General features: G+C 32.5%; 18 protein-coding genes. 7 read left to right on the top strand and 11 right to left on the bottom strand.

Features of this window, described 5'->3' with window-relative positions; all coding sequences use genetic code 11:
* The first annotated feature begins 50 nt into the window (after positions 1-50).
* Positions 51-2,117 carry a M13 family metallopeptidase gene (locus tag H7350_RS02760; RefSeq protein WP_204344342.1) on the top strand — a complete coding sequence of 689 codons (2,067 nt, stop codon included), beginning with the start codon at positions 51-53 and terminating at the stop codon, positions 2,115-2,117.
* Positions 2,118-2,190: 73 nt separating this feature from the next.
* On the opposite strand, the gene H7350_RS02755 is transcribed toward H7350_RS02760, so the two are convergent.
* Positions 2,191-2,892 carry a hypothetical protein gene (locus H7350_RS02755; protein WP_204344341.1) on the bottom strand — a complete coding sequence of 234 codons (702 nt, stop codon included), beginning with the start codon at positions 2,890-2,892 and terminating at the stop codon, positions 2,191-2,193.
* A 69-nt stretch (positions 2,893-2,961) separates the two neighbouring features.
* Positions 2,962-3,768: an NAD(P)-binding domain-containing protein gene (locus tag H7350_RS02750; protein WP_204344340.1), complete on the bottom strand. Its 807-nt coding sequence runs from the start codon at positions 3,766-3,768 to the stop codon at positions 2,962-2,964.
* 111 nt (positions 3,769-3,879) lie between these two features.
* On the opposite strand from H7350_RS02750, the gene H7350_RS02745 reads away from it, so the two are divergent.
* Positions 3,880-4,344, top strand: coding sequence for a CBS domain-containing protein (locus H7350_RS02745; RefSeq protein ID WP_204344339.1), 465 nt, complete (start codon positions 3,880-3,882; stop codon positions 4,342-4,344).
* Between the two features lie 4 nt (positions 4,345-4,348).
* Here H7350_RS02745 and H7350_RS02740 read toward each other — a convergent pair whose 3' ends face one another.
* The 4 genes from H7350_RS02740 to H7350_RS02725 form a co-directional block, all read right to left on the bottom strand.
* A complete protein-coding gene (locus H7350_RS02740; RefSeq protein ID WP_204344338.1) occupies positions 4,349-5,038 on the bottom strand; it encodes a hypothetical protein in 690 nt (229 codons plus the stop codon).
* Positions 5,039-5,096: 58 nt separating this feature from the next.
* Positions 5,097-5,447 (bottom strand): hypothetical protein, encoded by a 351-nt coding sequence (locus H7350_RS02735; protein ID WP_204344337.1) that lies wholly within the window; start codon positions 5,445-5,447, stop codon positions 5,097-5,099.
* Positions 5,448-5,458: 11 nt separating this feature from the next.
* Entirely contained in the window at positions 5,459-6,583 is a 1,125-nt protein-coding gene (locus H7350_RS02730) for a hypothetical protein (protein WP_204344336.1), read from the bottom strand.
* Positions 6,584-6,936: 353 nt separating this feature from the next.
* Entirely contained in the window at positions 6,937-7,074 is a 138-nt protein-coding gene (locus H7350_RS02725) for a hypothetical protein (protein ID WP_204344335.1), read from the bottom strand.
* Between the two features lie 296 nt (positions 7,075-7,370).
* Between H7350_RS02725 and H7350_RS02720 the strand changes: the two genes are divergently transcribed.
* Together H7350_RS02720 and H7350_RS02715 are read left to right on the top strand one after the other, a co-directional pair.
* Positions 7,371-7,568, top strand: a complete 198-nt coding sequence (locus H7350_RS02720) for a hypothetical protein (protein ID WP_204344334.1) — start codon at positions 7,371-7,373, stop codon at positions 7,566-7,568.
* Positions 7,569-8,120, top strand: coding sequence for a hypothetical protein (locus tag H7350_RS02715; RefSeq protein WP_204344333.1), 552 nt, complete (start codon positions 7,569-7,571; stop codon positions 8,118-8,120). It begins immediately after the preceding gene.
* 1 nt (position 8,121) lies between these two features.
* Here the strand turns inward: H7350_RS02715 and H7350_RS02710 are convergent, their stop codons facing one another.
* On the bottom strand, positions 8,122-8,355 hold the full coding sequence (locus H7350_RS02710; protein ID WP_204344332.1) for a hypothetical protein: 234 nt from the start codon (positions 8,353-8,355) through the stop codon (positions 8,122-8,124).
* A complete protein-coding gene (locus H7350_RS02705) occupies positions 8,348-9,277 on the bottom strand; it encodes an IS1595 family transposase (protein ID WP_204344331.1) in 930 nt (309 codons plus the stop codon). The genes H7350_RS02710 and H7350_RS02705 overlap by 8 nt, the downstream gene beginning before the upstream one ends.
* Before the next feature lie 129 nt (positions 9,278-9,406).
* Here H7350_RS02705 and H7350_RS02700 point away from each other — a divergent pair, with 129 nt between their 5' ends.
* Both H7350_RS02700 and H7350_RS02695 read left to right on the top strand, forming a co-directional pair.
* Entirely contained in the window at positions 9,407-9,928 is a 522-nt protein-coding gene (locus H7350_RS02700) for a hypothetical protein (protein WP_204344330.1), read from the top strand.
* 114 nt (positions 9,929-10,042) lie between these two features.
* Entirely contained in the window at positions 10,043-10,246 is a 204-nt protein-coding gene (locus H7350_RS02695) for a hypothetical protein (protein WP_204344329.1), read from the top strand.
* Here H7350_RS02695 and H7350_RS02690 read toward each other — a convergent pair.
* Positions 10,243-10,413 carry a hypothetical protein gene (locus H7350_RS02690; protein ID WP_204344328.1) on the bottom strand — a complete coding sequence of 57 codons (171 nt, stop codon included), beginning with the start codon at positions 10,411-10,413 and terminating at the stop codon, positions 10,243-10,245. The genes H7350_RS02695 and H7350_RS02690 overlap by 4 nt on opposite strands.
* Before the next feature lie 157 nt (positions 10,414-10,570).
* Here H7350_RS02690 and H7350_RS02685 point away from each other — a divergent pair, with 157 nt between their 5' ends.
* Entirely contained in the window at positions 10,571-10,903 is a 333-nt protein-coding gene (locus tag H7350_RS02685) for a single-stranded DNA-binding protein (RefSeq protein WP_204344327.1), read from the top strand.
* Positions 10,904-10,981: 78 nt separating this feature from the next.
* On the opposite strand, the gene H7350_RS02680 is transcribed toward H7350_RS02685, so the two are convergent.
* Both H7350_RS02680 and H7350_RS02675 read right to left on the bottom strand, forming a co-directional pair.
* Positions 10,982-12,301, bottom strand: a complete 1,320-nt coding sequence (locus tag H7350_RS02680; protein ID WP_204344326.1) for a T9SS type A sorting domain-containing protein — start codon at positions 12,299-12,301, stop codon at positions 10,982-10,984.
* A 227-nt stretch (positions 12,302-12,528) separates the two neighbouring features.
* Positions 12,529-14,901, bottom strand: coding sequence for a hypothetical protein (locus H7350_RS02675; protein WP_204344325.1), 2,373 nt, complete (start codon positions 14,899-14,901; stop codon positions 12,529-12,531).
* Positions 14,902-14,927 lie beyond the last annotated feature (26 nt).

Below are 14,927 nucleotides of genomic sequence, written 5' to 3'. Positions count from 1 at the left end.
AGGCTTCTAACTAATAACTAATTTTAATCAAAATAACTATAACAAACATTATGAAAGCCAATATCAAAAGTATTTTGGTGGTTTCTGTGTTTGGACTTTTTGCATTTTTAGGATGTAAAGAAGAGCCAAAAACGGAGACTGCTATGGTTGAGAAAATTCCAGGAATTAATCTCGAGAACATGGACACTTCAGTAAATCCTAAAGATGATTTTTACAATTATGTTAACGGAAACTGGATGAAAACAACTAAAATTCCAGAAGAAGAAGTGAGTTGGGGCGGATTTGGAGTACTGCGTAAATCTACTCGAAATGATGTCTTAGAAATTGTAAAAACAGCAAAAGAATTAAACGCTTACGAAGAAGGTAGCGATCAGAAGAAAGCATTATTGTTTTTTGAATCTGAACTCGATACAACTGCCAGAAACGAATTAGGTACAAAACCGTTAGAGCCATTAATGAAAGCAATTGATGGTATACAAAACTTATCTGATGTACAAACAGTTTATGCTAAAACAAGCGGTGTAGGTGCTCCGTTTTATAACCTTGCTGTGTTTCCAGATATTAATGACAGTAGCACATACGCACCTTATATTACCCAAGGAGGATTAGGATTACCAGATCGTGATTATTACGTTTTACAAGATGAAAAATCTAAAGAGCGTCGCCAGCAATACGTAGATCATGTTACTAGAATGATGCAATATGTCGATTACAGTGAAGATGAAGCCAGAAAAGCTGCTGAAATGATTTTGGAACTAGAAACGAAGTTAGCTGAGCCACAACTGGATAAAACACAAAGTCGTGACTTTAGTAATTTAAATAACCCAAGAAGTATTGAACAGCTATCAAAATTAACTCCTGCAGTTGACTGGAATAAATTTATAGCTGATATGGGTATAGAACAAAAACTAGATACTGTTTATGTGATTGAACTAAAGTACATGAAAGCGCTTCAAAACATATTGACTTCTACAAGTATAGACGACATCAAAACTATGATGAAATGGAGTACTTTAAATGGAGCAACAGGATATTTAACGACCGAAATTGAAAAAGCAAACTGGGAATTTTACAGTAAAACTTTAAGTGGAACCGAATCGCAACGACCTGCCGAAGATCGTGCTATGGATCATGTTACCGGACGTGTTGGAGAAGCTATCGGAAAGTTATATGTAGATGCTAAATTTCCACCTGAAGCAAAGGAAAAGGCTGAAAAAATGATTGCTAATGTCATAACAGCCTTTAAAGCCAGAATCAATAAACTGGATTGGATGGGCGAAGAAACTAAAGTAAAAGCGATTGAAAAGCTAGATAAATTTACAGTGAAGATTGCATATCCAGATGAGTGGAGAGATTACTCTGAGTTGATGATTAAAGAAGGGAATGGCTATGCTGAAAATATGATGGCTTTTTCAGATTGGAGTTTAAAAGAGTCTTTGGCTGATTTAGGTCAAAAAGTAGATAAAACAGAATGGGGAATGCCACCTCAAATGGTAAATGCTTACTTTAACCCTTTAAATAATGAAATTGTTTTCCCTGCAGCTATTTTACAACCACCTTTCTACAACTATACGGCTGACGAAGCTGTAAATTATGGTGGAATTGGAGCCGTAATTGGTCATGAAATCTCTCATGCTTTTGATGATCAAGGGTCTCAATTTGATAGCAATGGAAACTTAATTAACTGGTGGACACCAGAAGACTTATCTGAATTTAAGAAAAGAGGAGATGCTCTTGTAGAGCAATATTCTGCTATTGAAGTCGCTGACAGCGTCTTTATCAATGGTAGGTTCACTTTAGGAGAAAATATTGGTGATCTTGGAGGAGTGCTTGGTGCTTATGATGGCTTACAACTATACTTTGAAGAAAATGGCAGACCAGAGGATATCGATGGGTTTACTGCCGAACAACGTTTCTTCATGTCATGGGCAACCGTTTGGAGAACTTTAAGCAGACCAGACGGATTAGAAAGTCAGGTTAAAACAGATCCGCATTCTCCAGGTATGGTACGTGCTATTCAACCTTTAAAAAATATCGATGCATTCTATGAGGCATTTGGTATACAAGAAGGTGATGCGATGTGGTTAGCTCCTGAAAAGCGAGTTAGAATCTGGTAATAATACATTAATTATAAATAAAAAAGCACCCAATTTTGGGTGCTTTTTTTATTGATTGAAACCGTAATATTGATTAATCTTTCTTTTCTGCCTTCTCTGTTTTTCTTGCAACAAGAGCATCCTTACTCAATTTTGCTAAATTGAAATTAGAATCCATAGTCATGGCTTCGTTGAGTAAATTTATAGCGGTGTCAAGATTATCGGTTTGATTCATATTAAATAAAATAAGTGCTTTTAAATAAGTTAATGCACCTTTGAGAGATACTTCATAAGGTCTTTGAGACTCGTAGAATGCACGTTTCATTTCAGGTTTTACATTCGTTAAACCGTAATCAATACTTGCCTTAGCACCAGCTAAGTCTTGAGTTTGAATTTTTAAATCTGCAATTTCGTAAGCCAGGTAAGAATTAGCATTTCTTTTAAATAACTCTTCGTAAAACACTAAAGCACGTTCTGGTTGGTTCACACCTTTTAATGCTATGGCTTTTACTTCGGTATTTAAGTCAGAATCTGTAGCATTTTTATCAATACCAATAGTGTTCAATGCTTCTAAGTTTCTACCTTCAGATACATAAATATAAGCTAGAGTGTCTAAGCGTTGCTGACTCGGTTGTATGACATTTAAATGTGTCATGGCATTGATTACACCTTGAACATCACCTTGACCTTTCATTTGCTTGTAATAGCCTTCAAAATGTTTTAAAAGTTCTGATTGATTTTGTGCTGTGGCACCAAATGTTGTAATTACTGCTAAAAGAAGTATAAGTTTTTTCATTGTATTCGTGATTAATTGCGCCAAAACTAAAAAAATATCTGGCATAAATTCTTAAAAGTCTGCTAATTGTTAAAGTTTTACTTTGAAATTATAATTCAAAAGCTGTACCAACTTTGTAGAATCTATAACTTTTCCTTTACTTATACTAGAATTATCAAATTCAGGAATTGGAATTTCAAGCCTTCTGCAAACCGAAGTATAATAGTCTTTTTTACATGGATGAGGTGTTGTTGAAGCATTGAATATGTGGTTCCAAACCTGATTTTCTATCAGTTTCAGAATAATTAAAATACAATCATCCCGATGAATAAGATTAACAGGAGCTTTTCCATTTTTAAGTTGTGTTTTCCCAGACAAGTATGTCGCAGGATGCCTATCTTCTGCAAAAAGTCCGCTAAATCTCAAAATAGTCGTTTTAAAGTGTTTGCTTTTCTGAAATTGGGCTTCAACGTCGAGTAATTTTGACGCAATTTTAGATTTGGACGTTGGTGAATCTTCAGTGATAACCGGACATGTTATATCATCATCATATACCGATGTAGATCCTATAAATAACACATTTTCAATTGAAGATGTTTCAACCTCAAATAAAAGATGTTTCATTTTTTGAACATAATCTAACTCCTTATTTTGTCGTAATCCAGGCGGAATATTAATAATGAGTATTTGGCAGTTTGAAAGACATGCTTTGAGATTTCCCGAAATACCTTCAGGTGAAAAACGAATTAGAAATGGGCTTATATCAGCATTTTTTAAATGTTCAATTTTATTTTCTGAAGTCGTTGTACCATGAATATTATAGCCTGATTCTATTAATTTTTTAGCCAAAGGAAATCCAAGCCATCCACAACCAATAATACAAATTTTAGGATTCAATAGTCATTTTTTAAGTGTCTTGAAATGTACAAATTATTAAGCTGATTTTGAATGTGGTATAATTCACTTATTTTCAGTAACTTTAAATTCAACACAAAAAAATAATTGGTTATGGGCATTAAAAGTTTTCAAGGCGCAAGGAAGCAGCAGAATTCTGCAACAGCGACAGCAATAAAGGTTAGTGATTTTATGACTCGTGATTTAATCACTTTTAAACCAGAACAAACAGTAGAGGAAGTCATTCAAACACTAATAAAAAACAAAATTTCTGGAGGACCAGTAGTCAATAATAACAATGAACTTGTTGGCATTATTTCTGAAGGGGATTGTCTCAAGCAAATTAGTGAAAGTCGTTATTACAATATGCCAATGGAGCAACATACTGTTGAAAACCGAATGGCAAAAAATGTCGAAACCATAGATGGAAACATGAATGTTTTTGATGCGGCTAACAAGTTTCTTGAGTCTAAAATAAGACGTTTTCCTATTGTAGAAAATGGCAAACTGGTAGGGCAAATCAGCCAGAAAGATATCTTAATTGCAGCTATCGAGTTAAAAGGACAAAACTGGAAGTAGTCGTTTACCTCTTTCTGTGATTTGGTTGTACTTCAGGTAAGTCTGTAATAATCAACTTTTGTTTGCCTTCACTTTCCAAAGTTGCTATTTTAGAATATGGATATTCGGGTAATGGTTCGCTTAGCGATTTCCATTTAGCAATTCCTGCAACGGTTATACGTTCTCCAATTTCTATGATACCTTCGTAGTAACGTAGGCGTTTATTAAATCCAAAATAGGTCTCAGCATCGATATCATATCTTTTTAACAAGGCAACAAATTTTGCCGTTGGGTCATTAAATGTTCCTGAGGATTGCTTTTCATCTTTTACCAAATGACAGATGTAATTTCGAGGATGTTCCTGAGGTTTAACAATAACAAAATCACCATTGGTATCAACAAAAAAATCTTGAAACCGTTCTTCTTTAACTAAAGTTTTCCAATGAGAACTTTTACCAGAACTTACTTTTTGCTGAATCTTTATTTGATAAAAGACACATTTTCTTCCTGAATAAGGTGCTATAAGTGGTTCTTCAACATGAAGTGCTTTTCCGGTAACTTTTGAAAGTTCGTTGGTTTTTAAACTTGAAGCTGGCTTATGCGGAATATTAGAAAGCGTTCTGATAATTACTTGTTTTCCGTTAAAGTAATACGCTAAGTAGCCAATTATGGCAAAAGCACAAATAATAAGAAAAATAATGAATGGAGTAGCCATTTTAGTTGGTTTGGTTGTATAGTATTAGTATACAACTTTGCTCTGTTGTTACAGTTTTTTAACGTTCGCGCTTTACTAAGGCATAATACTCATCTTCTAAAGGGAGGTAGCCTTGATCGTATACAAAATAGTAGATTGTTCCTGCTTTTGTGGTATAGATGCTTGTGAAATAATTAAAATCGAATCCTTTTTCTATTAGTCGTGCTCTGGAAATTTTCTTTTTTTGATCTGGATTTAATTCTTCTAATATGCGATAGTTTTTTCGAAGTCTGTTGTTGGTATTTCTAATGAGGTTTTTACTGTCTTTATTAATCGCATTATTATAGGCATTACGACAGGCATCACTACAGAATTTTTTATCAATTCTGCCAACTATTTTATCGCCGCATTCTGGACATTGTTTTGACATAGTATGTTTAATTATTCGAATAAGATAATTCTAAGATTATCAAAATATGCTGTGGCATTTGATTCACTTTTCATATACAATCGCACTCTAATTTTTGCGGTTTCATTAGGAATGCAAATAGCTTTGGTTTGTATTCTGTAATATCCTGAACCAACTTCAGTTGTACCAGGTTCGGTATAATAGCGATGAAATTCAGTTTCAGAATTTACATCATCAAATAAATCAATTAATACATTGAGATATCCATTTGAAAGGTATGCTGTTGTTTTAAAATTGATTTCAGCAACAATATTCGAACAGTCGTCAAAATCTGAAATCACAAAATCCTTATACCAATTGCCATAAGAATTGCTTTGCGAATTTGCTGTAGCAGTAATCGCCAAAGCATATGACGAGGATAAGTAATCAGCACTAGAAACCGAATAACTATAAGGGTTAGAGGTATTATTATCTTGAAGTATAGATTCAGAAACCCATCCACTTGCACTTGCTGTGATGTCATCCTCCTCTAAGGTTGTACTTGAACTTTTTGAAGCCGACCAATAGGGCGCGTCTATATTTACATCTAATAATTCGTCCAGATAAAAACTGCGCTGCGTATCTTGGTGAACACTATAAATCCCAAATCCTGAGCAATACCCAGAACTGCACATAATTGATCTAGCCGAACCATTAGGAAACGTATGAGGGCTAGAAATATGTGGACGGTTTAATAAGGCGTGACCAAACTCGTGGAACATTAAATTTTCCTTTTCAATATCGGTTAAATTAATCCAGCAGCGTGAATTGTAAACTATCTCCACTCTAGAATTACCTGTACCATCATAGTTGTAGTATCCGAGTCCGCAATATCCTAAATTATTAGACTGTTCGGTTGGACTTACCAGTAAAATGCTAATAGGTATATCTCTTAAGTCTTCACCTCTTGCTAACATTTCATCTATAAATCTATCGTAATACGGTTGTAATTGTTCATTAATAGACAATGCTTCAGACCCATCTCCTGTATTTCCATCACCATCATCATAGTCAATAGTTTCTACAGTATTTGAAATAGAATGGCCAGTTTCGGGTTTAGAACAGGCTATAATTAAGCAAATAACAATACAAATTAGGACTGACTTTATGAACTTCAATGTTTTTTATTTAAAGATAAGTTATTTATTTGAATCAAGAGTTAAAATATATATAGATGCCTATATATCAATATTTTAAAACATTTACAAACGACTACAAACGTTTACAAACGATTTTAAATAGGGAACTACATACAACTTTACACTAGAATTCACTATTGACAAACCCAACAAGAATTAGGGTATTATCTATTAAAGAATTTGTTCCATAGACTTACTAGTTATCTATATGCATCTTGCGAGACGTTTAACGTCGAAACAAACCTTTTTATGAAAAGAACTAACAGCAACTATTCTATACTCTGTTATTGATTCCAAACAGACCACCCAGAAACACGTCCGAAAACGAATTGCTATCTAATATCAAATTTACTAAATAATTCTACAACAAACCCTTTAACATCAAGATTATCTACGTAACGAACGTCTTTGCCCTCTTTTGAGTGCTTATAAATCATTTCTAGTACTTCAACTGCCTTTTGTTTACTCATTATTTACAATGTATTTAAGTATAACTAAGGTATGAAATATACAAAATTAAGTGTTAAAGTCTTTGTAAATCTGATAGTTAAAGTGTAACTTATATAAGTAAATTACGTCTTATAAGTATAGATAAAATCTATGGTTATAGCTTTTTTAGTCTAGACTAGCTATAGTTTTTGTCTATAGTAAGACACACACACGATAGATATTTAGTTGTGTTGTAACATACAAAATATGGCATACATATTGTAATATTGTATTGATTAATAGTGTTATAATATATAATAGTATACATCATAAACCAATGGGAACAGTTAAGAGACATATAAAAAAGCATGTACACTCTAATAAAGTTACTTATAAAAAATCCTTAAAAACTAAAGGAGACCGTCTAGGTTGGGTATCTTTAGAAGATGTGGAGGCTGTTGAGTTAAGACAAGTCTTGACTAATGGAAAAGTTGTTAGACTTAATGGGGCTGTACGACCTATGCTAGTGCCTTAAATGCAATTAACACACAAAGGGTATAATATAAGATTTATTCAAACTCACCCAAAGTGTTCTGCTCACGAATATAGATACGTTTACAAATTTTTTTCATCCGTAACAAAATTACATTATATAATATATTGTGATTTACATGCATATGATTTTATTGCTGTTAAGTTCTACGCAAAAATACATAAAGCAAGTCCTAGAAAATATTCAATAGTCGTCAATCGTGGTGACGTAGCCAATATATTGATTACCTGTGCAAAAGCGATACCAGAACTTTTAATAAAGCATCCTAATGCGTCTTTTGGATTTATTGGAGCTAGGACAATTGATGTTGAATCAGAAAAAGTAGAGGGTTATAAGAAAAACCAAAGGTTTAGATTATATACTTATCATATACCGCAATTAATAGGTGATAAAACATTTATGCATAAATCATATCCAAATGCAAGTTCTTATGTACTAATAAATAGAAATAATAGCGATTTAAAAAAATTAGAGAAATCAATAAAAAGCATGGTTTGTTCTACTTATCCAGATTTATTAAATATTCAATTTTAGTCTAACCCTCTTTCTTAGGATTCCAATCCAGCCCTTTTTTTAGCTTTTTATTAAAATCTGATAACTCTGGTTCATCTTCTTTTTTAGAACCTCTAGCTTTAACTACAATAGTATTTAGCTTTTTAAGTTCTCTTATTGAATCGTCTATATCGTTAGTGTCTTTCATTAGCTTTAAAACATCATTAATTGAGCAATACCACTCGTCATCTATTCGTATTTTCTTAATATTAGCCATTAATTAAGTCTTTATAAGTAATTCTATTCTCAATATTACTCAAAAGTAAATTAAATCTTTCACTTTCAGTAGTGTTTTTACGAGTGTTATATCTAAATACAAACTCGTCAACGTATAACTGTAAGTGCTTTTTAGACGTGAAGTGATATATTCCGTAAATACCACGCTTTAACAACGCCCAAAAACTCTCTATTGAGTTTGTAGATACACGACCTCTTACATACTCACCACGTCCATGTTTTACTGTTTGGTGGTCGTAAACACGCTCTAACTTATTGTAAGACGTTAACTCGTCTGTGTAAATAGAACTATTAAAAGCGATATTATTAACGATAGGAGGTAACAACGATATTTCAGTAGCATTTTGTACATGCATTGCTCTAACATCACCACCACGCTCAACCATACCTAATACAGTTGACTTTTTATAGTGTTCTTTTGTAGCTTCTGATTTGTCCGCTCTTATTTTTGCGCTTCTGTTTCCCGCTTTACCACCTACGTAAGTTTCGTCTATTTCAACTTCACCTTGTAGTTTATCTTGATTATCATCATTAAGTCCAAAACAGTTTCTAATACGCTGTAACATGAACCAAGCGCTTTTTTGAGTTATGCCTAAATCACGACCTAATTGTAAAGATGAAATACCTTTTTTGTGTGAAGTAACCAACCATATAGCAATAAACCATTTTTGTAATGGCATTTTTGTATTATCAAATATAGTGTCAGTCTTTACATTAAAGTACTTACCAGACTCTTTGCACTTATAACGGTTTCCTTTGCAGTTATATACTTTAGAAGTAGGCTCAAAAGGACTCACAACGCCATTACTCCAACGTAAAACCTCTAAGTGTTCGATGCAAGCTTGTTCATTTGGAAATGCTTGTATTAAGTCTAGGATTGATTTTACTTCTTTGTTAAACATGGCTGTTGGTTTTTGATATATCAAATATAAGAAGTTAATTACACTAAAACAAATATTTAGTGTAATTTAATTCTAATAATTGTGTTTTAATTATTTGTAGATTAGTGAACTAAACCAATATATAAACTTATGGCTAAAGCAAATAACTTCGGTCTTCCAGTTGAATACCCACAAGGTAAAGATAAGGCGTTACAAGATTTCATAGATTTAACTCTTACAAGAGCGCCTAGATATGATAAATTTAATGTCTACTCTTTAGCAAAAGAACTTGAATTGTCAGATTTAGAAATAAAACAATATCAAGAATTAAGTTTTGATATTAGAAAACACTTAGTTTTAAATAATTACGCTGAATTTCAAGGCTCAAATAAAATATACCTAACTGACAAAGGTCGTGATTACTCCAAACCAACCAAGCCGTTAGCAAATGTTACTAACAATGATTTTTCAAATTCTACCATAGGTAGTATTGCTCAGTCATCACGAAAAATAGAATTTAATAAACCAATAAAACAAAATATAGTCCACAAGACCGAGAATACCGCTAGTAAAAATTCTTGGATTGAGAAATTAAGTTGGATAATAGGAATAATATTAGGTCTAATACTTATATATGAGTTTATTATAAAACAAATCATGTCAAATAATTGAAAAATTAGTTTATCACTCATAGCCTAATTTTTTTCGCACCTCTTGGTGTATTGTTGTTAAATATATTTTTCATTTTATTGTATATTAGATGTTTAACTTTTAAAAACCAACCAAATGAAATTCAGAATAGTAAATCAATCAAATGGTAATGAAATTGCAGTACTTAATCTTCAATCAGTACCTAGAAAGGGTGATTATTTAAAACATGGTAATGAAGTTTATGTAATTCTAAAAATAATGCACCACGAAAATTTAATCACATTAAAAGTAACCCCCGACACTTTAGGTTATGATGAGTTAACTGTTGAATGGGATTAAGTTTTAAAACGTTTCATATGTTCTTTAAAAACTAATATAGATTCCTCTATTTCTTCAATTTGATTCTCAATTTCTTTTAACTGAGACGATGTCATTCGTTTTCTAGGTAATGGAAATGTTATTCTCTTAAGTTCCTCAATTACGTAATCTGTGTTTGTTTTTTTCATTTTTTAGTGTATTGTTGTATATAGTTCCCTTTAAATAAGTAACAACCGACTTTGATTTGCAAACCATATCATATTTGCACTGTTGAATCAATGAAGGTTCAATAGTATTAACTGTTTAACACGCTTGCCTTTACTGGTAAGCATAAATTTAAAAATTATGAATGCACTTAGAAACAAAGTACAGTTGATTGGAAGATTAGGACAAGATCCAGAAATTATCAACTTCGAAGACGGAAACAAAATGGCTAAATTCTCTTTAGCTACAGATGACAGCTACAAAGACAAAGAAGGAAACAAGGTAGAGCGCGCACATTGGCATAATATTGTCGTTCGTGGCGGACTTGTAAAAGTGGTTGAAGATTATGTTACAAAAGGCAAAGAAATTGCTGTTGAAGGTAAATTAACCAACCGTTCATGGGAAGATAAAGATGGTGTAAAACGCTATACAACTGAAATCATCTGCAACGAATTGTTGATGTTAAGTAAATAATGATATTATTATATATTGAAAATAAAAAACCCACAACAAAACGTTGTGGGTTTTTTTATATGTGACCTTAAGCTTAGCTTATTGTCTTACAATTTTTTTAGTTACAGATAAACCACTATTGGTATCATTGATTTTCATAAAATATACTGAAGTTTGTAGTTCAGATAAATTAAGATCAATAATTCTATTAATGCTTGATGTTTCTTTTTCAAAAACAACTCTTCCATTGATATCAAATACTGAAATGTTAAAATCACTATCGTTATAATTTCCTGGAAGTACGATTCTTATATCCTCATTAAATGGATTAGGAGAAACTTGCAGACTTTCTAATGTGAATTCATCAACGCTAAGTGCATCACAAATAGTCCATCCCATTTCTTCGAAAAGCGCACGTGTAATTGGTCCTGTATTGTGATTAGCTTGACCGTTTCCAATAGATGGAGTCATTAATGAGTTTTCATTATTGTTTGGGAATACATTATCATCCCAATGGCTATAACTAGATCCAGGATTAAAATTACTTGGCGCCCAAATCTCAGGACGAACTCCATTATTTGCAGCAGTTGCTAAAGGACTATTGCTAAATAAATCTCCACTTGTGTACTGAGTGAGTAGTGCGAAAGAAGGATCGGCAAATTGATCGATATCAATCCCTGCTCCATTTTCTACATAATTATCATAAGGGCTTAAAAACCCAGAGTTTCTTAAAAGACCTTCTGTACCATTTGCATTTGTTCTTCCGAAACCAAGAAAACCTAAGCCATGACCAAGTTCATGTAATACAACAGATACAAAGTCAAACTGGTTAAAACTAGGACTAGCATCTAATCCAAAATACCAGTTGATTTGATTACTAAAGTTAGCTTGGATATCAATAGAGTTAGCTCCACCTAATTCGGTACCAACTAATTTTTCTGCTAAAGCAGCTGGGTAAATAGTATTAGGTAATATATCTCCTCCAGTTAATTGATAAAATCCCGTAGCACCTGCACTTCCTAAAACACCAGGATTAAGTTCTACATAGTTCGCATTGATCGTAATAGGCACAGTAGATTCTATGGTATTAGCCCAAATATCAACAGCGTATTGGAAAGCCGTTTGAGCTGGTCCAGAAAAACCATTATAGGTCACATTAATTACAGAACATGTTGCTGTTCCTCTTGCCTCTCCAGAAGAAACTGTAACAGCACTAGGAATTGAAATGGCCTCATTATTTATGTCAAAAACTTCCGGGTATTCACATGCAGGACCATCCATATAGTAAGGACCTCCAACAACTTGAACTTGTGAAAACGAAAACGTTGAATATGTTAAAGCAAGAATAAGGGTAAGTACGAAACGCTTATCTATAGCTTTTAAATAAAAATTTCTAATGTAAGTAGTTTTGTTTTTCATTAATTTTTCTTTTAAAGATTTTTAAGGTCTAAAGTTACAAAATAACTCTATTATAGACCTAAGTCAATCCAAAAGATTTTACTCTTATAAATCCGTTAAGTAAGCTATTATAGATTGAGTTATTCTTTTTTTATTGAAAAGTCTCATTTAATCATATAAAATTGAAATGGCTTTTAACTAAGTTTTTAAGCATCAATTAATTCACATTCTTATGTGATAGTAAACCATTAATTGACTGTTATAATTTTTTCATCTATTATAAAATTTCCATCATTATCAATTCCCTCAACAAAAATTTTAATATAATCATTAGAGGTGTCAAAGACTTGAAATCTAGCAATTCCATCGGTATCCAATACAACTTTTGGTTTCCAACCAACCACACCATATTCTTTAAAAAACTGACTTTTGTAAAAATTATATTTAGGTGTGTAAAATGTTTTTGCTTTTGAGAAGGTTAACGGAAACTCATAATCCTTATAGTTTTCTCCATACTGCGATCTAAATTGAATGTTGGGATCAGTCCATAATTTAATAACACCAGCACCTCCTCGCATACCTTCTCCAACACCAGATTTGTTAATTTCAATATAATCAACACTATTCATATCAAACGTTGCTAGAAATCCGAAATCGGAGAGTAAACTACCATTTAAATACACAACTGGAGTTGTGTTGTTTGGTGTTAAAGGATTTCTAACTGTAATAGTTAATATGCCTCCATAATCTGAAGTTACAAAGCCTTTTCTGCTTAAATACTGTGCTAAAGTTCTGTTAGATCGTCGCTTTCTGTCATCAAAAAAATCGAGCGTTCCAGCAGCTCGCCGTTCTAGTTGTTCCATTCTGGTTTCTTCCCTTTTAGCTTCGATAAGAACTTCATCGAGTTCTTGAGTGCCATCTAAAATTGATGATGCAAACGGTTGTATTTGAGTGGCTACAGTGTACGGAATTGAGTTTGGTTTTAAAACCTTGTATGAATTGATATATTCTGGAATCTTTGAAGGTGAAAATTGAATATAAAGATTAGGCTCATCCATTTTACCTTTACTGTTAATTTCACCGATGTTTAATTTTTCATTATCACTAGGAAAAAGTCCGGTTTTAATAAAGCTTTTTTCAGAATCTCCAACGACAAATACGTCACCTTTGCTTTCTCTTAGCGCAAACATTAAAAATTGATTAGATTTTTTTGAATTGATATTGGCCTGAAAACCGATGCCATTCTCAAATACAAATGTATTTGTAGGTGGTTTATTAAAAATCGTATTCCAATCATAACTGCTCCATCCTTGAGTGATTAAAAGATTATCAAGTTCATATTTCTTTTTTCGGTCAATATTTTGAAAATAATAGGCGCCATTTTCTATGTAGCCATTCACATAGGGTTGCAATAAAGTGTATGATGCAATGTTTTGGTGGCTACCATATGACTTGGTGTCTGAGTGTAAAACGGAAACACTCATATTGTGTTTTGTGTTAGCACTAAGCTTATTTACTGAAAAACTAACTTTTAAAGAATCAAAATCTTTTGTGACTTTAGGATTATTAACGGAACGGATATTAACTTTATCATGATTAAAATAAAGACGCTCTAATAAAGGTTTGTTAGTTTTATCGAAGACCGTAAAAATATTGATACCTGGATTTAAATCTTGCTTTTTTATGAGTTTCAACACGTCTAGGTTTTCAAAACCAAAATCAATCACTTTCATTTCATTTCCATTATGTATGGCAAGTTTGTAGGTGTTATTTTTGATATCTGATAAGGTAGATGTATTGGTGCTGAGTTTGATGGCTACATTTTTACCCAGATCTGTTAAAGATAAGGCTATGCCTCTTGGTTTAATATCACTAATGTTGAAGTTGAATGTTTTACCTAAATGCTCAATTTTAGCCGTATAAGATTGCCCAATTATTGGAGTGAGTAATACGCGCCCAATGCCTAAGTCATTAGTTTTAAACGAACTTACAGCAGTGTTGGTATTGTCTAAAATTTCGCCTGTTATCTGAGGCACACCAAACCCTTCTGTGTTTTTTACAACAATACCTATAGTGTTTTGAATATCAGCAACAAGATGTCCGCCTTCTGGTAAAAATTGAGCGTCTAAATTATTTTCAATAGTTTCCGATTTAATAATATTATCCGTTTCCGGATCAATAATTTTTATAGACTCTACAAAAATATTCTGTTCATCAAAATTTTTCATCCAGTTGGTATAGGCCATAAATGTGTAGTCACCAGATGTAAAATCTTCATTAACATCAAAAGTTCCAACGGCATAACCGTTGTTAACTTTTATCATTTGACTTTTTACAATTGAGCGGTCTTTATTAGAAACCGTACAGTACAGATTGGTCGTTATACTAGAGGGTTTTTTAGTGTTTTTATCTAGTATATATGCACTAAAGCCAATACATTCACCTTTGATATATATTGATTTATTCAAATGAACGTAAGCTATTTCTCTAGGTAATTTTGAATATGTCGCATATGACTCAATTACATTCGTGTTTTCTTGAGAGAACCCAGTAAGGAAGGAGAAAATACATAAAAAAAGTAAACTGATTCTGAGGCAAATAATAGAAAATGATGGTTTCATTTAGAGCGATTTAAAAGTGTAGAAAA

The organism is Psychroserpens algicola (genome assembly GCF_014526325.1).
Classification (GTDB): Bacteria; Bacteroidota; Bacteroidia; order Flavobacteriales; family Flavobacteriaceae; genus Psychroserpens; species Psychroserpens algicola.
Note: the sequence above shows the minus strand (reverse complement) of the source record. Positions and strands in the feature narration are given on the sequence as shown.